The sequence below is a fragment of the Thalassospira lucentensis genome, assembly GCF_032921865.1.
GTDB classification, from domain to species: Bacteria; Pseudomonadota; Alphaproteobacteria; order Rhodospirillales; family Thalassospiraceae; genus Thalassospira; species Thalassospira lucentensis_A.
In genome coordinates this window covers 2,349,516-2,374,114 of record NZ_CP136684.1, presented here as the reverse complement: position 1 = coordinate 2,374,114, position 24,599 = coordinate 2,349,516, and the positions used below count along the sequence as shown (strand labels likewise).

The following is a 24,599-nucleotide window of genomic DNA, read 5'->3' as shown; positions in this document are numbered from 1 at the left end:
GGCAGTCTACACCTTGAGCGGCTGAAATCAGCCGCCCCTGATCATTGTGCCAGCACCGCGTTCGGTAAACAGTTCCAGCAATACCGCATGCGGGGCACGACCATCGACAATTACCGCGGCCTCGACCCCGTTGCGGACCGCATCCATGCAGGTTTCCGTTTTGGGAATCATACCGCCCTGGATCGTACCATCGGCGATCATTGCATTGATGCTGTCGATATCCGCATCCCGGACCAGTTGTTTTTCACCATCAAGGATCCCCTTGACGTCGGTCAGCATATAAAGACGGCGGGCACCAACGGCCTTTGCAATCGCACCGGCAGCCGTATCAGCATTGATATTGTATGTCTGACCGTCTTCACCAACCCCTATCGGTGCAATTACCGGAATAATGTCGGTGTTGATAAAACAATCCAGCACATGCGGATTGACTTCGACCGGTTCGCCGACAAAGCCAAGATCAAGAACCTTCTCGATATTGCTTTCCGGGTCACGTTTGGTCCGTTGCAATTTGCACGCCTTGATCAGATGGGCATCCTTGCCACACAGACCAACACTGACACCCCCGGCACGGTTGATGTTCGAAACGATTTCCTTGTTGATCTTGCCGGCCAGAACCATTTCGACAACATCAATTGTCTGCTGGTCCGTCACGCGAAGGCCATCAACAAATTCCGACTGGATGTTAAGTTCTTTAAGCATCTGGCCAATCTGCGGACCACCGCCGTGGACCACAATCGGGTTCATGCCGACCTGCTTCAAAAGCACCATATCCTGGGCAAACAGGCGGGCCAGTTCCGGGTCACCCATTGCGTGCCCGCCATACTTCACCACAATCGTCTGGCCATTATAGCGTCGCATATAGGGAAGGGCCTCGGACAGAACCTTGGCACGTGCCAGCGTACGGTACGCGCTGGATTCCGAGTTTTCTTCGTCAGAACGGACTTCTTCGTTCATGTCTTTTCCCCAATGTTATACGAGCGCTATCGGGTGATTATAGCAGCGTTGCGATTTCTGCGCGAAGCGCTTCAAGGCCGGTGCCTTTTTCGCTTGATGTCGCGAAAAGCTGCGACAGGGCCGCGGGATGTTTTTTTACCGCTTCGACCACTTCGCGAATGCGCTTTTCCATCTGGCCTTTTTTAAGCTTGTCAGCCTTGGTCAGCACAATCTGATAAGACACGGCAGCTTCATCAAGCATCTTCATCATTTCAAGATCGGCTTTCATGAAGCCGTGCCGGGAATCGATCAAAACAAATACACGCCGCAATGTTACCCGACCGCGCAGATATTGTTTGATCACATTCTGCCATGTATCAACGATGTCCTTGGGCGCCTTTGCAAATCCATAGCCCGGCAAATCGACGATATTAAGCGCACCATCCAGATCGAAATAGTTCAACTGCTGGGTACGGCCCGGCGTGTTTGACGTCCGGGCCATATCCTTACGCCCGGTTATGGCATTAAAAAGGCTGGATTTTCCGACATTGGACCGGCCTGCAAGACAGATTTCGATCTTGTCTTCGGGCGGCAGCTGCTCGAGCTGCGCCACCCCCAACATGAAAGTAACCGGGCGGGAAAACAGTTTCCGCCCGGCTTCGATCTGAGCCGATTCAAATGTCGGAATTGCGGTTGCCGATGGCAATTTTTCTTCGGTCATTGTCGTTCCTTGAGCCCCGCGGGAACGGTTGCCCGCCCCGCGGAGAGGATGGGGATTAAATCCCCATTTTGTACATGATGTAACGCTGTTGTGCGATCGACAGCAGGTTGTTCCATGCCCAGTAGATCACAAGCCCCGCCGGGAAGCTTGCCAGCATGAAGGTAAAGATCAGCGGCAGGAACATCATGATCTTGGCCTGCGTCGGATCAGCCGGTGCCGGGTTCAGTTTCTGCTGCAGGAACATGGTGATCCCCATGATCAGCGGCCATACACCGATCATCAGCATCTGCGGCGGATCCCACGGGATCAGGCCAAACAGATTGAACAGCGAGGTCGGATCCGGAGCCGAAAGGTCCTGAATCCAGCCAAAGAACGGTGCGTGACGCATTTCGATGTTCACGAACAGCACCTTGTAAAGTGCGAAGAACACCGGAATCTGTACCACGATCGGCAGGCAACCCGAAGCAGGGTTGATCTTCTCGCGCTTGTAAAGCGCCATCATTTCCTGCTGCTGACGCTGACGGTCATCCTTAAACTGCTCGCGCATCTTGGTGATTTGCGGCTGCAGTTTCTTCATCGCACTCATGGATTTGTACGACTTGTTGGCAAGTGGGTACATCACTGCCTTCACAAGAACCGTGAAGATCAGGATGGAAACACCGAAGTTGCCAACCAGATGGTTCAGCCACTGCAGGAACAGGAAGAACGGTTTGGTCAGGAAGTAGAACCAGCCGAAATCAATCGCGAGGTCGAAATTCTTGATGCCATAGTCATTGGCATACTGATCAAGAAGCGACACTTCCTTGGCACCGGCAAACAAACGGGTTTCCGAAGCGGCTTCGGCACCGGCCGCAACCGTGCGGGCCGCACCAAGATAGTCGGTTTGATATTTGTCGGCATTTTCAGCAACGTGATGGCTGAAACGGGTGGTCAGTGCCTCGTCCGAGGACGGCGCAAGCGCAACCAGCCAGTATTTGTCGGTAATGCCAAGCCAGCCGCCGGTGGTTTTCTTTTCCACGGCACCGTCTTCGGCAAGATCGTCATAATCGATTTCGGTCAGGGTACCGTCAATGACACCAAGCGGACCTTCATGCAGGATGTAGAACCCTGCCGTGGTCGGCTTGCCCTTGCGCGAAATCAGACCGTAGGGATACAGGGTGACATCCGAACCGCTGTCATTTTTGACCGACTGCTTGATCGAGAACATATAATTCTCGTCGATCGAAATCTCGCGATTGAAGGTCAGGCCGCTGCCATTATCCCAGCTCAACGTGACGGGTTTTGCTGGCGTCAGTTCGTTGGAGCTTGCGGTCCACTGGGTATCGCTGTTCGGAACGCTGACAGATTTGTCGGCGGCAACCCAGCCGAATTCGGCGAAGTATGCATTGTCGCTACCGGTCGGGTTCAGAACGTGGATCAGCGGGCTGTCCGGTTCTTCGGTTTCGCGGTAATCCTGCAACTGGATATCGTCAATCACACCACCGACCAGACGGATCGAACCCTCGACACGCGGGGTTTCGATCTTGATACGCGGAGCTTTTGCCAGCGCGGCATCGCGGTTGACGACCGGAGCCGCCGGCGCAGCACCACCCGGCACGCTGGGCACATTCGAGGCAGTCTGCGGTGCAGTATTGCCATTGACGTCAAGTTGTTCGCGAACTTGCGCTTCTCGATCCTGCGGAGCAGGTTCGGGAGCGAAAAAGAATTGGAACCCGACAAGGATTGCGACCGAAGCTGCAATCGCAATCCACAGGTTACGTTGTTCGTTCATCGCCTCTTTCCGCTTTCGTCCGGCGGCGAAGAACGCCTGACCGGTATTCTATTTACATGACTAAAGCGCCGTTAACCGGAGTTCATCCTCCGACGGCGCTTTGTTTTGTTCACAGCCACATCCGGGCACGGGATCATAACCATGACCACCCCATGGATGGCAACGCATTATCCGTTTAAAACCCATCCAGCCGCCTTTTATTGCCCCATGGCGGGCAAGGGCCTCCATCATATAGGCCGAACAGGTCGGCTGATATCTGCAGGACCACCCGATATAGGGCGATAAAAAGAGCTGGTAGCCGCGAACCGCGATTTGAAGAAGACGCGCCAAGGGGCCCACATTCGATCCGGGAAGGTTACTCATTTGGCAGAGTCTCCTGCCTTCGTCGCACCACCGGAATTTGATCCGCGTCCCTTGCGGGGGCGCTGACCATCCGGGGCGGAAGGTTTGGCATCAGGGATACGCCGCAGGGCAAACCGCATATCATCGACCAGTTTTTCAAAATCCCGGTCGATGGTCTGCTGACGACCGATCACGACATAATCCCAACCGGGCAATGCCATTTCGCTCATCAATTGGTCCGCCACAGCACGCAAACGCCGCCGAACGCGATTGCGAACGACGGCCTTGCCCACCTTTTTGGTGACAGTAAATCCGACTCGTGCGAGTCGATCTTCACCGGCGTATTCTGTGTCCGGTTTGATCCCGGGACGCGGAGCGCCCTGAAGGATCAATCCCTGTGTAACCCATTTCCGGCGGGTGCCTGCGACGCGAAGAAATTCTGCGCGCTTTTTCAAGCGTTCCACCGAAACGGTCACAACATTAGGCCGACAGACGCTTGCGGCCCTTGGCGCGGCGTGCGGTCAGCACACGGCGGCCACCGACGGTCGCGCTGCGGGAACGGAAGCCGTGGCGGCGTTTCCGTACGAGTTTGCTTGGCTGGTAGGTGCGCTTCACTGCACTTACTCCGTTCTAATAAAGGTAATCCGATAAAATTCGAGGTCCGCTGTATAGGACTTCACACCATGGCTGTCAATCGCGACAGGGTGAATTCCCCCAGAAAACCGGCAATGCCGCCGAGATTGCGTCCCGACGGCATCCAAATCGTCTTTTCGTCACCACTCGATACGTTCGACATTGGAAAATGTCAACTCGGTTCCATCAGAAAACACAATGGTTCCCGACGAATCGGTGGATAGTTCCATATAGTTGTGTTTCGATTTCGTAATGCTTCCTTCATCGAGAACAAGGGTCCAGTCACTCGAATCGATATTACCGCCATCCGCACCATGCAATTCGATGGTATCGGTAGTCCATCCGTTGGCCCCGCCATCCACATGATCAGAACCATCACCCATGTTGAAAATAAACAGATCCGACCCGCCACCGCCGTAAAGACGGTCATCCCCGGTGCCGCCGATCAGGGTATCGTCATCATCCCCGCCCAGCAGCATATCGTTTCCGGCCCCGCCAAACAGGGTATCGTTCCCGGCACCACCAGTCAGGGTGTCATTTCCATCGTCACCGTAAAGACGGTCTCTGTCGCCCCCGCCATCAATCGTGTCGTTACCCGACCCGCCATACAGCGTATCGCGCCCCCAGCCGGTGGTTAGCGTATCGTTGCCCGATCCACCGTCAAAATAGTTCGACCCGCCGTCCGCGTTCAGGATGTCGTTACCGTCGCCGCCAAGGAAGGTGTCATCACCGTATCCACCATGAATGGAGTCGTTACCGCCTTCGCCCCAGACAGTGTTGTCCCCGCCGCCAACATCAATGCGATCATTCCCGTCACCGGATGCGACCGTATCTTTACCGCTACCGGTCGTGATGCTGTCATCACCACTGCCGCTCAGGATGGTGTTCCGGCCTTCGCCACCCGTGATCGTGTTGTTGCCGTCCCCGGCATCAACATAGTCGTCTTTGCTGCCAACACTGATCGTGTCATTGCCGGTGCCCGTCCAGATGCGGTTATCGCCTTCCCCGGCATTGACGATGTTGTTGCCATCACCGCCGACAATGGTGTCATTGCCGCTGCCGGTATATATGGTGTCGTTACCCGCACCGGTCTGAACGGTATTCGCGCCTTCACCGGCATAGATGATATTGTCACCGCCGCTGGCATGGATCTTGTCATCGCCGCTGCCGCCAGTGACATAGTCATTCCCCTCACCGGCATAGATCGTATTTGTGCCTTCGCCACCATGAACGGTGTCGTTGCCTGCACCGGCATTGATATAATCGTTCCCGCCATCGCCGGTAATGCTGTCATCACCGTCACCGGCATAAATCACGTCATTACCGTTCCCGGCCCAGATCGTATCGTTGCCAGCGTTGGTCCAGATGGTGTCATTCCCGCCCCCCGCACCGATGGTGTCATTGCCGGAACCGGTCTGGAATGTTTCGTTTGCTTCCGTGCCCCAACGGGTTTCATTCGGATCGGCGACTTCTTCCTCGATCGTAACCAGAAGGATCGCGGTCGTTGTGGCCGTATCGCGACCATCACGCGACTGGGCCGATACCGTCAGTTCGAACGTGCCGAAATAGTTACTTGCCGGTGTCAGGGTCAGGCCACTCAACTGTGCCGCACTCAGCGTCCAGGTACCATTCCCGTTATCAGTCCCGGCAGACAGAGTCGCCCCACGCGGCACACCACTGATGATAATCGTCAGGGTCTCGCTGCTGTCGGTCAATGCCGCGTCGATATCAAGCGCAACAGCATTGCCTTCGTCCCCAGCGGCATCAGACAGATCAAGTGTCGGCGCATCGGCGACACCGGCAACATTAACCGTAATACTGCCTGTTGTGGTCGCAATGTCGCTGCCATCCGCAGATTGCGCGGTGACCGCCAGATCAAACGATCCGCTGAAGTCGTCCGCTGGCGTGATCGTCAGACCGTTCAGGTCAGCCGCCGACAGTGTCCAACTGCCGTCACCGTTATCTGTACCCGCAGACAGGGTCGCACCTTCAGGCACGCCGCTGATCGTGACACTCAGAACTTCGCTGCTGTCCGTCAGGCCTGCGTCAATGTCGAGCGTAATCGCCGAATCTTCGTTGCCAGATGCATCCGTAACATCCAACGTCGGCGCATCGGCGACACCTGCGACATCAACAGTAATACTGCCCGTTGTGGTCGCGATATCTTCGCCATCGGCAGATTGCGCGGTGACCGCCAGATCAAACGATCCGCTGAAGTCACCCGCTGGTGTAATCGTCAGACCGTTCAGGTCAGCCGCCGACAGTGTCCAACTGCCGTCACCGTTATCTGTACCCGCAGACAAGGTCGCACCTTCCGGAACACCCGAGATGGTCACCGTCAGGACTTCGCTGGAATCCGTCAGGCCTGCATCAATATCAAGCGAAATGGCAGAATCTTCCGAACCACGGGTGTCAGAGACATCCAACGTCGGAGCATCGGCAACACCTGCAACATCAACCGTGATCGTATCCGTCGCGGTGGCGATATCGTTGCCATCCGCAGACTGCGCGGTGACCGTCAGGTCAAGCGATCCGCTGAAGTCATCCGCTGGTGTGATCGTCAGACCGTTCAGGTCAGCCGCCGACAGTGTCCAGCTGCCGTCACCGTTATCGGTACCGGCGGACAAGGTTGCACCTTCCGGAACACCGGAGATGGTCACCGTCAGCACTTCGCTGGAATCCGTCAGGCCTGCATCAATGTCGAGTGCAATCGCAGAATCTTCGTTGCCAGATGCATCCGTAACATCCAACGTCGGGGCATCGGCGACACCTGCGACATCAACAGTAATATTGCCTGTTGTGGTAGCAATGTCGCTGCCATCGGCAGATTGCGCGGTGACCGCCAGATCAAACGATCCGCTAAAATCATTCGCTGGCGTGATCGTCAGGCCGTTCAGGTCGATTGCTGACAGTGTCCAACTGCCATCACCATTATCGGTGCCGGCAGACAGGTTCGCACCTTCTGGCACGCCGCTGATCGTGACACTCAGAACTTCGGAGCTGTCCGTCAGGCCTGCGTCAATATCGAGTGCAATCGCAGAATCTTCCGAGCCACGGGTGTCAGAGACATCCAACGTCGGAGCATCGGCAACACCCGAGACATCAACAGTAATACTGCCCGTTGTTGTCGCGATATCTTCGCCATCGGCAGACGTTGCCGTCACACCAAGCTCGAAGCTACCGGAGAAATCATCCGCTGGCGTGATCGTCAGGCCTTCAAGATCGCCCGAACCCAGCGTCCATGTGCCATCACCGTTATCTGTTCCAGCAGACAAGGTCGCACCTTCCGGAACGCCGGAGATGGTTACCGTCAGCACTTCGCCGGAATCCGTCAGGCCTGCATCGATGTCGAGTGCAATCGCAGAATCTTCGTTGCCAGATGCATCCGTAACATCCAACGTCGGGGCATCGGCGACACCTGCGACATCAACAGTAATACTGCCCGTTGTGGTCGCGATATCTTCGCCATCGGCAGACGTTGCCGTCACACCAAGCTCGAAGCTGCCGGAGAAATCATCCGACGGGGTAATCGTCAGGCCTGCAAGCTGATCGGGACTTAGAGTCCAGCTGCCATCACCGTTATCGGTACCGGCTGACAGGGTCGCGCCCTCTGGCACGCCGCTGATCGTGACACTCAGAACTTCGGAGCTGTCCGTCAGGCCTGCATCAATATCAAGTGCAATTGCGCTGTCTTCGGAACCACTGGCGTCCGCAACATCAAGTGTCGGGGCATCGGCAACCCCCGCGACCTCTACGGTGATCGTGTTGCTTCCAAAACGTGGGGTGCGCGTTAACCGAATTGGGTCTGATGTCGATGCCGAAGAATCTCCGTCTGTGGACCGGGCAACAACAGAAAGGTCGAAAGAACCGCTAAAGTTTTCAGGCGGGGTGATCGTCAGACCTTCAAGGTCGTCAGCCCCCAGCGTCCAGCTGCCATCGCCATTATTGGTGCCTGCCGAGAGGATGGCTCCCTCCGGAACGCCGCTTACCGTAACTGTCAGAACTTCGCTATCATCGGTGAGCGATGCATCAATATCCAGAGCGATAGCTGAATCTTCATTGCCCGATGCATCAGACACATCAAGCAATGGCCTGTCGGCAACGCCCGCAACCTCAACTGTGATGATGCCGCTTGCGCTGGCAATATCGCTTCCATCCGCAGATTGTGCCGTGACACCAAGATCAAACGAACCACTATAGTTGTGAACCGGACGGATCCTGAGACCATCCAGGTCTCCAGCATCAAGAGTCCAGCTTCCATCACCATTGTTCGTGCCTGCCGACAGGGTTGCACCATCCGGGACACCGGAAATGGTAACGGTCAAGGCTTCGCTCGAATCCGTTACGCCCGCATCGATGTCCAGCGCAATTGTCCTGTCTTCGTATCCGCTTGCATCGGATACTTCCAGTGTCGGCGCATCGGCGACACCCGCAACATCAACCGTAATCGTATCCGTCGCGGTGGCGATATCGCTGCCATCAGCAGACTGCGCGGTGACGGTCAGATCAAATGAACCACTAAAGTCCTCCGCCGGGGTAATCGACAGGCCGTTGAGGTCGGTTGCTGACAGCGTCCAGCTGCCGTCACCATTATTGGTTCCAGCCGACAAGGTTGCACCTTCTGGCACACCACTGATCGTAACCGTCAGAACTTCGGAGCTGTCTGTCAGACCTGCGTCAATATCGAGCGCAATCGCGCTGTCTTCCGAGCCAGAGGCATCTGCGGCATCAAGCGTCGGTTTATCGGCAACACCTGTGACGTCAACCGTGATCGTATCCGTCGCTGTCGCAATGTCGCTGCCATCCGCTGACTGCGCAGTCACCGTCAGATCGAACGATCCGCTAAAATCATCCGCTGGTGTGATCGTCAAACCATTCAGGTCGGCAGCAGATAATGTCCAGCTGCCATCGCCGTTGTTGGTTCCGGCAGACAACGTCGCACCTTCCGGCACGCCGCTGATCGTGACACTCAGAACCTCGGAGCTGTCCGTCAGGCCTGCGTCAATATCGAGCGCAATGGCCGAATCTTCGTTACCAGATGCATCCGAAACTTCCAGCGTCGGCGCATCGGCAACACCGGCAACATCAACCGTAATGCTGCCTGTTGTGGTCGCAACATCATCACCATCAGCCGACTGCGCGGTGACGGTCAGGTCAAACGATCCGCTGAAGTCATCCGCTGGCGTGATCGTCAGGCCTGCAAGCTGATCGGAACCAAGAGTCCATGTGCCGTCACCGTTATCGGTGCCCGCGGACAAAGTTGCCCCTTCCGGGACACCAGAGATGGTTACCGTCAGCACTTCGCTGGAATCCGTCAGGCCTGCATCGATGTCGAGTGCAATCGCAGAATCTTCCGAGCCAGAGGCATCCGAAACTTCCAGCGTCGGAGCATCGGCAACACCTGCAACATCAACCGTGATCGTATCCGTCGCGGTGGCGATATCGTTGCCATCCGCAGACTGCGCGGTGACGGTCAGATCAAACGATCCACTGAAGTCATCCGCTGGTGTGATCGTCAGTCCGTTCAGGTCGGCCGCCGACAAGGTCCAGCTGCCATCGCCGTTATCCGTACCTGCCGACAAGGCGGCACCTTCCGGAACGCCACTGATCGTGACGGTTAGGAGTTCAGATGCATCTGTCAGGCCGGCATCGATATCGAGCGCAATGGCACTGTCTTCGGTGCCGGATACATTTGATACATCCAGTGCTGGCTTGTCCGCGACACCGGCGACAGCAACCGTAATGGTATCGCTGATCGATGCCGTGTCGTTGCCGTCCTGCGATGTTACCGTGACGGTCAGATCAAAGCTGCCGCTGTAATCACCGCTCGGGGTGATGCTCAGACCTTCAAGATCACTCGCGCTCAATGTCCAGCTGCCATCACCGTTATTGGTCCCAGCCGACAGGCTGGCCCCATCGGGAACACCACTGATGGTGATGGTCATCGTTTCGCTGGTATCTGTCAGCCCGGCATCGACATCCAGATCAATCGCGCTGTCTTCGCTGCCCGATGCATCCGACACGGTCAAAGTCGGTGTATCTGCAACTGCGCTGACATCAACAGTGATGACCTGGCTGGTCGATGCACTGTCATCGCCAGCACTTGAAGTTGCCGTAACGGTAAGATCGAATGCACCGCTGTAATCATCGGCCGGTGTAATCGTCAAACCTTCAAGGTCTGCGGCCTCCAGCGTCCAACTGCCATCGCCATTATTGGTACCGGCGGACAGGGTGGCACCTTCGGGCACACCAGAAATGGTGATGCTCAGGATTTCGGTTGCGTCGCCAAGCGATGCATCAATATCAAGGGCAATCGCGCCGCCATCCTCGGCCCCCGTGGCATCAGCGACATCCAGTGCCGGGGCCTCCGCCGCCGGGTTATAGGACGCACCATCGACATAAATTTCGAGATTCTCGATATTGCTGACCTCGACCCCGAGTGCGTCAAGCATCAGGCTGCCGCCATCTCCGCTTTCGACATGGGCTTTGAGGTCCTGCAATGCTTCAAGAACACCATCGCCTGAAAGCTGATCCGAACTCAGATAAAGCTTCAATGTATCGGTGTTTGAACCGCCATCGACAATGCCGGTTCCCTCTGCGCTCAGATCGACGGTGTAATTGATCTCGTCATTTCCGGCCTCGCCATAAAGCCTGTCATCGCCCGACCCTGTCAGCGTGTCGTCCGAATTACCGCCATAAAGCGTATCCGTGCCGTCTCCACCGTCCAGGGTATCCTTGCCCGAGCCCCCCAATATGGTGTCATTGCCCGCATTACCGGTCACGATGTCATCAGAATTTCCGGCATTGATGTAATCACTGCCGTCGCCGCCCGAAATCGTGTCACGACCGTTGCCACCGTAGATCGTGTCGTCTCCGGCACCGCCAGTTACAATGTCATCCGAGCCACCGGCATTGATATAATCCTCACCCTCGCCGCCGCTGATCGTGTCACGTCCGCTGCCGCCATGGACGGTATCATTACCCTGACCGGCATCAATGATGTCATGGCCGCTGCCGCCATAGACGATATCATTACCCTCGCCTGCATCAATAATGTCATCGCCGCTGCCGCCATAGTTGGTATCATTACCTGCACCGGAATTGATAATATCGTTGCCGCTCAGGGCTTCTACATAATCATTACCCTCAGCGGTCGTGATTTCATCAGAACCGGCCGTACCAATCACGCTCTCATTCGGATCGTCAATCACTTCGATCTGCAGCACCTGTGAGATGCTTGCACTGTCCTCACCATCAACCGATGTGGCCGTAACGGTCAGCTCAAAGTTGCCCCAATAGTTTTCCGATGGTGTGATCGTAAGAGCTTCAAGCTGTGCAGGGGTCAACGTCCAGGTGCCATCTCCGTTATCGGTGCCCGCAGACAGGGTTGCCCCATCCGGAACACCGGAGATGGTCACTGTCAGTACTTCTGAGCTGTCCGTCAGGCCTGCGTCAATATCAAGTGCAATCGCACTGTCTTCGTCGCCAGAGGCGTCAGACACTTCCAGCGTCGGCGCATCCGCAACACCAGCGACATCAACAGTGATGCTGCCGGTCGTCGTTGCAACATCTGAACCATCGGCAGAGGACGCCGTCACATCAAGATCAAACGAACCACTGAAGTCATTCGCAGGCGTAATCGTCAGACCGTCAAGCTGATCCGAACCCAGCGTCCAGGTCCCGTCGCCATTATCGGTCCCTGCCGACAGGGTCGCGCCATTCGGAACACCCCTAATGGTGACAGTGAGAGTCTCCGAGCTGTCAGCAAGAGCGGCGTCGATGTCGAGGGCGATACCATTGTCCTCGTTGCCAGACGCGTCACTGACATCAAGCATCGGCGCGTCGGCCACACCGGCCACGTCCACCATAACGGTGTCGGTAACCGATGCGATATCGGTGCCATCCTGCGTACTTGCAGTAATTTCAAGGTCAAAACTACCGCTGAAATCAGACGGCGGTGTAACGCTGATACCTTCCAGTTCATCACTTGTCAGTGTCCATGTACCGTCACCGTTGTCAGTACCTACCGACAGCGTCGCACCTTCTGGGACCCCGCTAATCGTAATTGTCAGCGTTTCAGTGGAATCAGCCAAACCAGCGTCAATATTCAAAGCAATGGCACTGTCTTCGTTGCCGCTGGCATCACTGACGCCGAGCGTCGGAGCATCCGCAACACCGGCAACATCAACCGTAATCGTATCCGTCGCTGTCGCAATGTCGCTGCCATCCGCAGATTGAGCGGTGACTGTCAGATCAAATGAACCACTAAAGTCCTCCGCCGGGGTAATCGACAGGCCGTTGAGGTCGGCCGCCGATAGTGTCCAGCTGCCGTCACCGTTATCGGTACCGGCGGACAAGGTAGCACCTTCTGGCACGCCACTAATCGTAACAGAGAGAACTTCGGAGCTGTCCGTCAGACCAGCATCAATGTCGAGAGCGATGGCACTGTCTTCGGCACCCGAAGCATTCGAAACTTCCAGCGTCGGGGCATCTGCAACGCCTGCAACATCAACCGTGATCGTATCCGTCGAAGTTGCAACGTCTTCGCCATCTGCAGACTGAGCTGTCACGCTGAGATCAAACGAGCCGCTGAAGTCATCAGCAGGCGTAATCGTCAGACCATTCAGGTCCTCAGCAGACAGTGTCCAGCTGCCATCGCCATTATTGGTACCCGCAGAAAGGGTAGCTCCATCCGGAACGCCAGAGATCGTGACCGTCAGGACTTCGGATGCATCTGTCAGACCTGCATCTATATCCAGTGCGATAGCACCGTCTTCGGAGCCAGCGGCGTTCGAAACTTCCAACGTCGGAGTGTCAGCAACACCGGAAACATTGACCGTGACAGAAGTCTCGGTCGCCGCACTATCGCCACCTGCCACGGATGTGGCCCTGACCGTCAGATCAAAGCTGCCCGCGTAATCCTTAGGGGGCGTAATTGCAAGCCCTTCAAGTTGTTCCGGGTTTAACGTCCAGCTGCCATCACCGTTGTTGGTTCCCGCGGACAAAGTGGAACCTTCCGGCACGCCGGAAATCGTCACGCTTAACGTCTCGGTCGCATCCGAAAGCGCGGCATCAATATCAAGATCGATTGCCGTATCTTCGTTGCCCGAGGCATTGTCCACCTCAAGCTCCGGCGCATCGGCAAGCGGGTTAAAAGCTTCACCGTCAACAAAGACCTGAAGCTCTTCTATATTCACAATCTCAACCCCAAGTGCGGTGAGTGTCAGACTGCTCCGCTCTCCGCCATCGATGTGATTTTGCAGTTCCTGCAAAGCACTCAGGACATCCGGATCGGAAAGCTGTTCTCCTGTCAGATGAAGCTTGAGGATGTCGGTATCCCCGCTGCCATCAACAAGGCCAGTCTGTCCGCTTTCGGGCTCGATTGTATATTCAAGAATGTCGTTGCCCGATCCGCCATCAAGCGTATCGCCGCCCGATCCGATCAGCGTATCATCCCACGAACCGCCCGACAGCACATCGGTGCCTTCGCCCCCGTCAAGCGTGTCGTTGCCGCTACCGCCTTCAAGGGTATCATCCCCGGCACCACCAGTGATGATGTCTTCGCCACTGCCACCGTCGAGGTAATCATTCCCCTCGCCACCGGCAATCGTATCGTGCCCGGTACCACCATGAACGCTATCGTCTCCGGCACCGGCATCAATCGTATCATGGCCATCACCACCATAAACCGTATCGTTGCCCGCACCCGATGCGATGCTGTCGTGATCCCAGCCGCCTTCGATGTAATCGTCGGTATCACCGCCGGTGATCTGATCCTTGCCATCGCTGCCAATGATGGTCTCTCGCCCGTCCGATATGACATCAACGGTTATGGTATTCGAAACGCTCTGGCTGTCCGTTCCATCAGTCGAAGTAACAGTCACACCGAGGTCAAATGATCCCCAATATTCGTCTGGCGGGGTAATCGTCAGGCCTGCAAGCTGATCGGAACTCAGTGTCCAGCTACCGTCACCATTATCAGTACCCGCAGACAGAGTCGCACCATCCGGCACACCGGAGATGGTGACTGTCAGAACTTCAGATGAATCTGTTAGACCAGCATCAATGTCGAGCGCGATGGCTGAATCTTCCGAACCACTCGACTCAGAGACGTTCAAAGTCGGCGCATCGGCGACACCGGCAACATCAACCGTAATGCTGCCTGTTGTGGTAGCAACATCGTCACCATCCGCTGACTGCGCGGTCACCGTCAGATCAAACGATCCACTGAAATCATCCGCCGGGGTAATCGTCAGACTGTTCAGGTCAGCCGCCGACATTGTCCAGCTACCGTCACCGTTATCGGTACCGGCAGACAAGGTCGCACCTTCCGGAACGCCGCTAATCGTGACGGTCAAAACTTCGCTAGAGTCCGTGAGATCCGTATCAATATCCAGCGCAATAACCGAATCTTCGGAACCACTTGCGTCAGAGAGCTCCAATGTCGGCGCATCAGCAACGCCTGCAACGTCAACCGTAATCGTATCCGTCATGGTGGCGACGTCTTCGCCATCAGCAGACTGCGCAGTAACTGTCAGATCAAACGATCCGCTGAAGTCATTCGCAGGCGTGATCGTCAGACCGTTCAGATCCGAAGCAGACAATGTCCAACTGCCGTCACCATTATCGATTCCGGCAGACAAAGTCGCGCCATCCGGCACACCGGAGATGGTTACAGTCAGAACTTCAGATGAATCTGTAAGACCAGCATCAATGTCGAGCGTGATGGCTGAATCTTCACTGCCAGATGCATCCGCAACATCAAGTGTCGGGTTATCTGCCACACCAGCAACTTCGACAGTAATGCTACCCGTTGTGGTCGCGACATCGTCGCCATCTGCGGACTGCGCGGTCACCGTCAAATCAAACGAGCCGCTGAAATCATCCGCTGGCGTGATAGCCAAACCGTTCAGATCCGCAGCAGACAATGTCCAGCTGCCGTCTCCATTATCGGTACCTGCAGACAAAGTCGCGCCTTCCGGCACGCCACTAATCGTGACGGTCAATACTTCAGATGAATCTGTAAGACCCGCATCGATATCCAGTGCAATGCCGCTGTCTTCGGAACCAGTGGGGTTCGAAACTCCCAGCGTCGGAGTGTCAGCAACACCTGCAACATCGACCGTGATCGTACTGCTAGTCGTCGCAACGTCTTCGCCATCGGCAGACTGCGCGATGACCGTCAGATCAAACGATCCGCTATAGTCATCCGCAGGCGTGATCGTCAAACCATCCAGGTCCTCAGCAGACAATGACCAGCTGCCATCGCCATTATTGGTACCAGCCGACAAGGTTGCTCCGTCAGGAACACCGCTAATCGTGACCGAAAGAACTTCGCTGGAGTCCACCAAGCCCGCGTCAATATCGAGAGCAATCGCACTGTCTTCGAATCCACTGGCATCCGCAACATCAAGTGTCGGGTTATCTGCCACACCAGCAACATCAACAGTAATGCTACCCGTTGTGGTCGCGACATCGTCGCCATCTGCGGACTGCGCGGTCACCGTCAAATCAAACGAGCCGCTGAAATCATTCGCTGGCGTAATCGTCAGACCGTCAAGGTCATCCGAAGCCAGCGTCCAAGTGCCATCACCATTCTCAGTACCCGCCGACAAAGTCGCGCCTTCTGGCACGCCACTAATCATGACCGTCAGGACTTCGGAACCATCCGTCAGAGCCGCATCGATATCCAGTGCGATAGCACCGTCTTCGTTACCCGAGGCGCTCGAAACTCCCAGCGTCGGAGTGTCAGCAACACCAGCAACATCAACCGTGATCGTATCCGTCGCTGTCGCAATGTCGCTGCCATCCTCAGATTGCGCGGTGACGGTCAGATCAAACGATCCGCTGAAGTCATCCGCAGGCGTGATCGTCAGACCGTCAAAGTCATCCGAACCCAGCGTCCATGTACCGTCACCATTATCTGTACCCGCAGACAGGGTAGCACCATCCGGAACGCCAGAGATCCTGACCGTCAGGACTTCGGAACCATCCGTCAGAGCCGCATCGATATCCAGTGCGATAGCACCGTCTTCGTTACCCGAGGCGTTCGAAACTTCCAGCGTCGGAGTGTCAGCAACACCTGCAACATCAACCGTGATCGTATCCGTCGAAGTTGCAACGTCTTCACCATCGGCAGACTGCGCAGTAACTGTCAGATCAAACGATCCGCTAAAATCATCCGCTGGTGTAATCGTCAGGCCTGCAAGCTGATCGGGACTTAGAGTCCAGCTACCGTCACCATTATCAGTACCCGCAGACAGGCTCGCACCTTCCGGAACACCAGAGATTGTGATGGCCAGGTCTTCGGATGCATCTGTCAGACCTGCATCAATGTCGAGCGTAATGGCTGAATCTTCATTACCTGATGCATCCGCAATATCAAGCGTCGGAGTGTCAGCAACACCAGCAACATCGACCGTGATCGTACTACTAGTCGTCGCAACGTCTTCGCCATCGGCAGACTGCGCAGTAACTGTCAGATCAAACGATCCGCTAAAGTCATCTGCCGGGGTAATTGTCAGACCTTCAAGATCGTCCGCATCGAGCGTCCATGTGCCATCACCATTATCGGTACCCGCCGATAATGTCGTTCCATCCGGCACGCCGGAGATCGTAACCGTCAGGACTTCGGATCCATCTGTCAGACCTGCAGCGATATCCAGTGCAATGGCACTGTCTTCGGAACCACTAGCGTTCGAAACGTCTAACGTCGGGGCATCGGCGACACCGGCAACATCAACCGTAATGCTGCCTGTTGTGGTCGCAACATCGTCATCATCAGCCGACTGCACCGTCACCGTCAGATCAAACGATCCGCTAAAATCATCCGCCGGGGTAATCGTCAGTCCTGCAAGCTGATCGGGACTTAGTGTCCAGCTACCGTCACCATTATCAGTACCCGCAGACAGGGTCGCACCTTCCGGAACGCCACTAATCGTGACCGTCAGGACTTCGCTGGAATCCGTCATACCCGCGTCGATATCAAGTGCTATGGCAGAATCTTCCGAACCACTGGCATCAGAAACGTCCAATGTCGGCGCATCAGCGACACCGGCAACATCGACCGTGATTGAGCCTGTCGTGGTTGCTACATCAGAACCATCTGCCGACGTTGCGGTCACACCAAGCTCGAAGCTGCCGGAGAAATCGTCTGCTGGCGTGATCGTCAGACCGTCAAGGTCACCCGAAGCCAGCGTCCAGGTGCCATCACCATTGTCAGTACCCGCCGACAGGGTTGCACCATCCGGAACACCACTAATCGTGATGGTCAGGACTTCTGAACCGTCCATGAGGCCCGCATCGATATTCAGCGTAATAGCCGAATCTTCGGAACCACTTGCATCAGAAGCCGCCAATGTCGGCGCATCCGCGACACCGGCAACATCAACCGTAATCTCTTCGACTACGACTGCGCTATCCGTGCCGTCAATTGTCGAGACAGATACGGTCAGATCGAAGCTGCCGCTGAAATTTTCGCCCGGTGTGATCGTCAAGCCGTCGAGGTCGGCGACATCAAGGGTCCAGGTTCCATCTCCATTATCGGTTCCGGCAGACAGGGTTGCACCATCGGGCACGCCTGAGATGGTGATCGAGATGCCCTCGTTCGCGTCAAGCAGTTCGGTATCAATCGACAGAGCTATCGCACTGTCTTCCTCGCCAGATGCATCGCTGACATCCAGCGTCGCACCATCCGCAACAGCCGCGACATCAACCGTGAAGGATGTGCTTGTGGAGGATTTGCTGCCGTTTGCCTCGGTACTGGTTGCGGTCACCGAAAGATCGAAACTGCCGTTGTAATTTTCGCCCGGCGTTATCGTAAGACCCGCGAGCTGCCCCGGCGTCAGCGTCCAGATACCATTACCGTTATTCGTGCCCGCTGACAAAACCGCGCCATCAGGCACACCCGAGATCGTGATCGAGAGTGTTTCGTTTCCACCATCAAGGTCACGAAGAGCTGCGGACACGTCAAGCGAGATCGCGCTGTCTTCATCACCGATAACATCTGCTGCCGACAGGCTGGGTGCATCAGCAACTTTTGCTACTTCGACCTGAGGCTCCTCCTCCAGAGCGTCATTTGCGTCGTCAGAGGCAACCGCGCCTGCAGGTGCCGCGTTTTCAGAAGCTTCTGGCGTTGCCTGCGCAACGAAATCGGGTTCAAAATTTTCTCCCGATCGGCCTCGACCACCTTCACGCGCGCCAGGAATCGTTGTTGTGTCCGGTGTGGAAACCGGTTGCAGGTTCTGCGGACTGCCTGTTTCACCACCACGAAGGGAGATCGGGTCCCGGCCGGAACTGCCATCAGCGGTTTCAGATCCCTCGCCAACCGTGTCTATGTTGTTTTCAAGTTCTGTGCGCTTGGACTCGGCCAGAGTCTGCTTCTCGGTCGCCTCGGCCTGGATTGTTTCCTCTGCCCGCTTTTCACCGGCATTGCGGCGGCGAAACTCGCGCTGCTGTTCGCCTTGCGGGTTATTGACCTGATTGCCGTAATGAACATTGCCAAGCTGTTCGTTGGAACCGGCCCCGTCACCATCCTGATCGCCATGCAGTTCGACATGTTCGTCCGCATCATCGTCCCCGCGATCATCACGCATAAGATCATCACCGCCGGTACCGGTGTCTGATCGGTTGCCGCCCAGTTCGTTGCGAGTGTCTTCTGCGTCGCGAGGATCGTCCGCCATCTAACCCATTCTCCGAGAAATGCGGGAAGGGAATCCCTGATCCGCATTTCTATACAAAAGTATAGAATTCTCTGTTTTACCAGAGAAACTTGCGGCCAGGCAGTAGAAATGAAATGAACATTTCCAGCGGGACCATTTATGAAAACTCAGCGTTCGCTAAATGCCTGATCAAGCGAGACATAAACCGGCTTGAGCAGATATTGCAGCAATGTCCTTTCACCCGTCTGGATGTCGGCCTGAACCGTCATGCCAGGGATAATCGGCTGAGCCTGTGCACCTTCACCGACACGGTCGGAATCAAGTGCCACCCTTCCTTTATAATACGGTCGGCCCTCTTCATCAACAAAAGTAGAGGCCGATATCGATACCAATTCACCACTGATACTACCATATCGTATATAATCAAACGCACTGACTTTAACAGTCACCGGCTGCCCCAAATGGACATGGCCGATATCCTCGGTCGAAATCCGGGTTTCGGCGACCAACGCCTCGTCAGTCGGCACCAGTTCCATGACCACCTGTGCCGGAGCAATAACCCCACCAATCGTGGTAAATTGCAGCCCCTTGATATAACCTTTGGTTGGCGCGCGAATTTCAAGTCGCGCGACCCTGTCCTTAAGCTTGCGCAGAGCCTCATCAGCCTGGGCAATTTCACCACCAAGCCGTCCGAGTTCACTTAGCGCTTCCTCGCGCTGACTGTGTTCCAATTCATTCTGACGCAAGTTGGCTTCGGCGATGGTTTCGCGTGCACGTGCCATTTCCGCAACCACGCCCGAAAGATTGCCCTGCGCCTCGTTCAGTTCGCGCTGGATATTCAGGAACAGCACCTTAGAGTTCAGGCCCTGCTCATAGAGCGAGCGACGCATCGTTACTTCCTGATTGAGCAGGTCGACAGAACGGCGCAATGTGGCTTCCTGTTGCTGAAGCTGGGCCAGTTCGGCATTGCGCTCCTTGATCTGGACTTCGAGGATTTCGCGCTGACTGCGATCAAGATCGGTCTTGATCCTATAGATTTCCTGCTGATTCTTTGCCAGTTCAGGATACCGGTCTATCAGAAGGGTAAAATCGGGTTCACGCGATTCTGCAAGTGCGCGATAACGTTCGGCTTCAAGACGCAGGCTGGCCAGTTTGGTTTCGGCCTGCGACAATTCTGCTTGCGATGCCTCGGGTTTCAGGCGCATCAGAACCTGATCTTTCTCGACCAGATCACCGTCACGTACCATGATTTCGGAAATGATCCCGCCTTCAAGATGCTGGATCTTGTTGACCGCACCGGTTGGCATCACCTGCCCGAAGGTGGTTGCCGTTTCCTTGATCTGGGTGGTTGCCGCCCACGCGACCAGGGCGATGAAACCAACCGAAAGCATGACCATTGCCGAACGGACAAAGACGGAAATCCCGCCTTCTTCCAGCAATACAGCATGTGACAGATAGCGTGCCATCCGGCGCGACTGGCGGAACCGTTCTATTGCGGTGTTCTGAACTGCTTCGCTCATAGGAAACCTCCGTCAAGCACCTGCTGCTTGATGCGAGCAGGCGGTGCATCGGCACGTACCTGCCCAGCTTCAAGAACAATTATGCGGTCGGCCAGATCAAGGTGACTGGGCCGATGGGTAATGAGGAAAATCGTCGATCCGCCGCGCAGGCGATTGATCGCATGCTGGAATGCCCGATCCGCTTTCTGATCCAAACCATTGGTGGGCTCGTCAAACAGGATGATCGGAGCTTCGCGGACAAAGGCACGCGCAAGCGCAAGTCGCTGCAGGAAGCTCGCCGAAAAGCGCGACGAATGCTGATCCCCGATCCGGGTTTCAAAACCATCCGGCAATGCCTCGATTTCGGAGAGAATGCCTGCGGACATACAGGCCATCCGCAGTTCATCCGGCGATGCGATCGGGTTGGCAAGGCGCAGGTTTTGCGCAATTGATCCGCGGAAAAATTCAACATCCTGCGGCACATAGGAAATCGACTGACGCAGGGTTTGCGGGTCCATCTGGCGAATATCCGCCCCGTCAATCAGGACCGCCCCGGCCTGTGGCTGATACATCCCGGCGATCAATTTGATCAGCGATGACTTGCCAGCCCCGTTCGATCCGACAACCGCAACCACCTGCCCGGCCTTGATATCGAAATTCACGCCGACAAGTGCCGGATCGGAGTCCGGCGTATAGCGGAAACTGACACGCGAGAAGGTGACATTGCCTTCAAACCGGCGTTGACCAACGGTACGCGGCACCAGATCACGTTCCGGCGCAAGGGTCATAAGGCGATTGATCTGCCGGACAGACCCGCGAAGCTGAGCAAGACGCGGCATGCCGACAAATGCCTGATTGATCGGGCCAAGAACACGCCACGCCAGCATCATCGATGCCACCAACGCACCGATTGTCATTGAACCGGCCATCACCTGCGCTGCACCAAAGGCAAGAATAAGCGCACCGGCAGAAATCATCAAAATCTGGGCAGACGTGTTGATCACATTATTGACCATCGCCACCCGGAATCCGGCATAGGCCGTATCGGCCGAAATATCGCGAAACCGCGACAACCAGCGATGTTCTGCACCGGTATATTTCAGTGCCTGCATTTTACCGACTGTCTCGACAAGGAATTCCTGTCGGTTCGCACCATTGCGGCCAAGTTCCGAAACCCGTCGCGATACGACCGGGAAGGACACCATGCCGATCAGGACAAAAACAACAATCAGCCCAATTGGAATAAGGGCAAGCCAGCCCCCAAGGATGGCCAGCACGATCAGGAAGATCGGCAGGAATGGCATTTCAAGAATGACAAGCGCCATTGGTCCGCTGAAGAATTCACGCACGCTTTCAAAATCGCGAATGCGCGATATCTGCACCCCAACCGGTGCCCGTTCGGTAAAGGCCGGTGGCAGGGACAAAAGACGTTCGAAAATGGCACTGCTGACAAGGGTATCAAGGCGCGCACCAAAATGGCAGACCATCTGACTGCGTAAATTGCGCAAGACCCAGTCAAGGATCAGAACAATTCCCATGCCAATCCCAAACTGGATCAGCATCGGGATGGATCGCGTGCCGATAACCCGGTCATATATCCCCATGACAAACAGCGGGCTGGCCAAGGCCATAAGATTGAGCGTCAGCGTAATCAGCAGAAGCTGTCCGCCAAGAGCAGAAAACCTGTCCGTAATTCCGCCGAACCAGCCACGCTTGTCATCTTCAAAGAATCGTTCGTTCCGGCCAGCCTGGGTGAACTGGAACAACCGCCCGGGCAGATTGCCAGGTTGGATCACTTTTTCGCGGCTGGTACCGCCATCAAAAACACGGATGCCAACATTTTCCGGCTTGATCACCACAAGGGCTGTGCCGTTATCGGGCACAAACAGGCAAGGCATCAGGCGATCATCAATCCGGTCAAATGTGGTATCAATCTCGCGCGAGCGGTAATTCAGGTTCGCCAGCACATTACGAAAATCGGTAAGATCAAGTGCCTCATCCATATGCGGCAATGCTTCGGCAACCTGACGGGGCAGCCCGCGCCAGCCAAGCGCCTGCAATAGCGGCCAAAGACAGGCATCGAAATCCGACTGGGCGTCGTGGCTCGCAAGCCCCATACGGTAGTTCAGCGCGAAATCCATGTTTTCGATATTCATGATCGGGCCTCCGCGCGTTCGACTTCTTCCGCCTCGATCACCGGCTGGGTTCCGCTTCGCCGCAAAACCGGCACCAGACGTTTTTCAATCAGGCGATATTGCCTGTCGGCAAGGGCGATCAACGATGGGCGGTGCGAAACCATCACCAGCGTACAATGCTTCCGAAGTTCAATCAGCAGACCAGCCAGAATGTTATCGCCAGCAATATCAAGCGAACTGTTGGCTTCGTCGAACAGTACAATCCGCGGATAGTCGATCAGTGCACGGGCAATTGCGATACGCTGTTTGACCCCGCGCGGAAGGGTTTCGGATGCCTGTCCGCCCACCTCGGTGTCATAACCGCTTGGCATACGCATCACGATTTCATCCAGCCCCAGACGTTTGGAAATTTCGACTACGCGATCACTGCCAATTTCCTTGCGGAAAGATGTGATGTTTTCAAGGATCGTTCCCTTGAACATCACCCCATGTTGAGGCAGATAGGCAATCTGCTTGCGGATCGACTCCGACGCATATTTCTGAGGATCCCGGCCATCAAGCTGCACCGTACCGCTATCGGGGCGCAAGGCCCCCATAAGAAGCCACAGCAACGTGGTTTTGCCGGTTCCATTCTCACCGGTGATTGCCACTGACTCGCCCGGCTGGATCGAAAGTGTCAGATTTTCAAAAACTTTCTCCCCGCCAGTATGCGAGAAACTGACATCGTCAAGCTCTATACGTCCGTCAAGCGGCGGCATTTCAGCAGCATCTTCGGCGTCTTCGGCGGGTAACCGGAAAAGTTCGCGACAACGATCACGTGCCACGCGAATATTCTGAAACTGGGTCCAAAGCCCCATGGCACGTTGCAGCGGCTGGATCGAACGCCCGGCCAGCATGGTGCATGCCGCCAGACCGCCGACCGTCAGATCGGCATCAATAACAAGAAGACTGCCAACACCGGCAACCAGGATCATGGTGATCATCGAAAAGCTGGCACTGGAATTGATCGCGGCATGGGCACAGCGCGCCGCGGAAAGGTCATCCTCGGAACACTGGTTCTGCAACTGGTCATGACGACGGATCATCATGTTTTCCATCGCCATTGCCTTGATGGTGTGAATACCGGTCAGGGTTTCGATGATGAAATTGTAACGCCGCTCGTCGGCCTGACTGCGTTCATCAAGAGCCTGGCGCAATCGCCGCCCCAGCACCATCGCCGTTAACATGAAGGCCATCAGAATAACCAGGGGAACAATGACAAGCTTGCCCCCGATAATCGCGATCAGACCAAGGAACAGAGCGATGAATGGCAGATCAATGACGGCCCCGATAGCCTGCCCGGCATAGAAATCACGCAGGACATTCAGACTGTTCAACCGCTGCAGATGCAGACCCGGCGCTGTTTTCTCGTAGTCGGAAAGACTGGTCGCCAACAGATGACCAACGGCAGATTGCGAACTTCTATGTTCGAACTTGGCTGCGGACAGCGATGAAATATAGGCACGTCCCAGACGCAGGATGGCCTCAAGCGCCAACGCACCAAACACCCCCAGCACCAGCAGGGTCAAAGTCGGAATGGCATTATGTGGCAGCACACGGTCATAGACCTGCAACAGGGTCACCGGCAAAGCCAGCGACAAAAGGTTGATCACAAGTGCTGCGAGCAGAATGGTAAAACGGCCCGCGCCCAGATGCGACAACGTCCCTATATGCAGGCCAGGCTTGCGTTTCATAACGCCGTTATTCTCCAAGTCCGAGCGAAACCATACTAAAGTGGGTATATTATACCTTAATATAGGATCAATAACCCAAGCCTAAGCCCGAGGCAAGAAAATCCTGAAGGTTCTACAACCCGATATATTGTTCGCGCCGTACCTGGCGTTAGATCAGATTACTGCGTGT

10 protein-coding genes are annotated in these 24,599 nt (G+C 55.7%); all 10 read right to left on the bottom strand.

What is annotated here, in order from left to right; genetic code table 11:
• Nucleotides 1-27: 27 nt before the first annotated feature.
• Nucleotides 28-957, bottom strand: a complete 930-nt coding sequence (argB, locus tag R1T41_RS11515; protein ID WP_317337161.1) for an acetylglutamate kinase — start codon at nt 955-957, stop codon at nt 28-30.
• A gap of 37 nt (nt 958-994) precedes the next feature.
• Nucleotides 995-1,657, bottom strand: coding sequence for a ribosome biogenesis GTP-binding protein YihA/YsxC (gene yihA, locus R1T41_RS11510; protein WP_007091260.1), 663 nt, complete (start codon nt 1,655-1,657; stop codon nt 995-997).
• A 55-nt stretch (nt 1,658-1,712) separates the two neighbouring features.
• On the bottom strand, nt 1,713-3,428 hold the full coding sequence (yidC, locus tag R1T41_RS11505; RefSeq protein WP_297011868.1) for a membrane protein insertase YidC: 1,716 nt from the start codon (nt 3,426-3,428) through the stop codon (nt 1,713-1,715).
• 60 nt (nt 3,429-3,488) lie between these two features.
• On the bottom strand, nt 3,489-3,791 hold the full coding sequence (gene yidD / locus R1T41_RS11500) for a membrane protein insertion efficiency factor YidD (protein ID WP_062950731.1): 303 nt from the start codon (nt 3,789-3,791) through the stop codon (nt 3,489-3,491).
• On the bottom strand, nt 3,788-4,234 hold the full coding sequence (gene rnpA, locus R1T41_RS11495) for a ribonuclease P protein component (RefSeq protein ID WP_309471143.1): 447 nt from the start codon (nt 4,232-4,234) through the stop codon (nt 3,788-3,790). The genes yidD and rnpA overlap by 4 nt, the downstream gene beginning before the upstream one ends.
• A 16-nt stretch (nt 4,235-4,250) precedes the next feature.
• A complete protein-coding gene (gene rpmH / locus R1T41_RS11490; protein ID WP_007091264.1) occupies nt 4,251-4,385 on the bottom strand; it encodes a 50S ribosomal protein L34 in 135 nt (44 codons plus the stop codon).
• A gap of 158 nt (nt 4,386-4,543) precedes the next feature.
• Nucleotides 4,544-19,084 (bottom strand): Ig-like domain-containing protein, encoded by a 14,541-nt coding sequence (locus R1T41_RS11485; RefSeq protein ID WP_317337149.1) that lies wholly within the window; start codon nt 19,082-19,084, stop codon nt 4,544-4,546.
• 146 nt (nt 19,085-19,230) lie between these two features.
• The gene (locus R1T41_RS11480) at nt 19,231-20,583 is read right to left on the bottom strand and encodes an HlyD family type I secretion periplasmic adaptor subunit (protein ID WP_317337147.1); all 1,353 of its coding nucleotides are present in this window, start codon (nt 20,581-20,583) and stop codon (nt 19,231-19,233) included.
• A complete protein-coding gene (locus R1T41_RS11475) occupies nt 20,580-22,718 on the bottom strand; it encodes a peptidase domain-containing ABC transporter (protein WP_062949416.1) in 2,139 nt (712 codons plus the stop codon). Before R1T41_RS11475 ends, R1T41_RS11480 begins: the two co-directional genes overlap by 4 nt.
• Nucleotides 22,715-24,430 (bottom strand): peptidase domain-containing ABC transporter, encoded by a 1,716-nt coding sequence (locus tag R1T41_RS11470; RefSeq protein ID WP_317337144.1) that lies wholly within the window; start codon nt 24,428-24,430, stop codon nt 22,715-22,717. Before R1T41_RS11470 ends, R1T41_RS11475 begins: the two co-directional genes overlap by 4 nt.
• Nucleotides 24,431-24,599 lie beyond the last annotated feature (169 nt).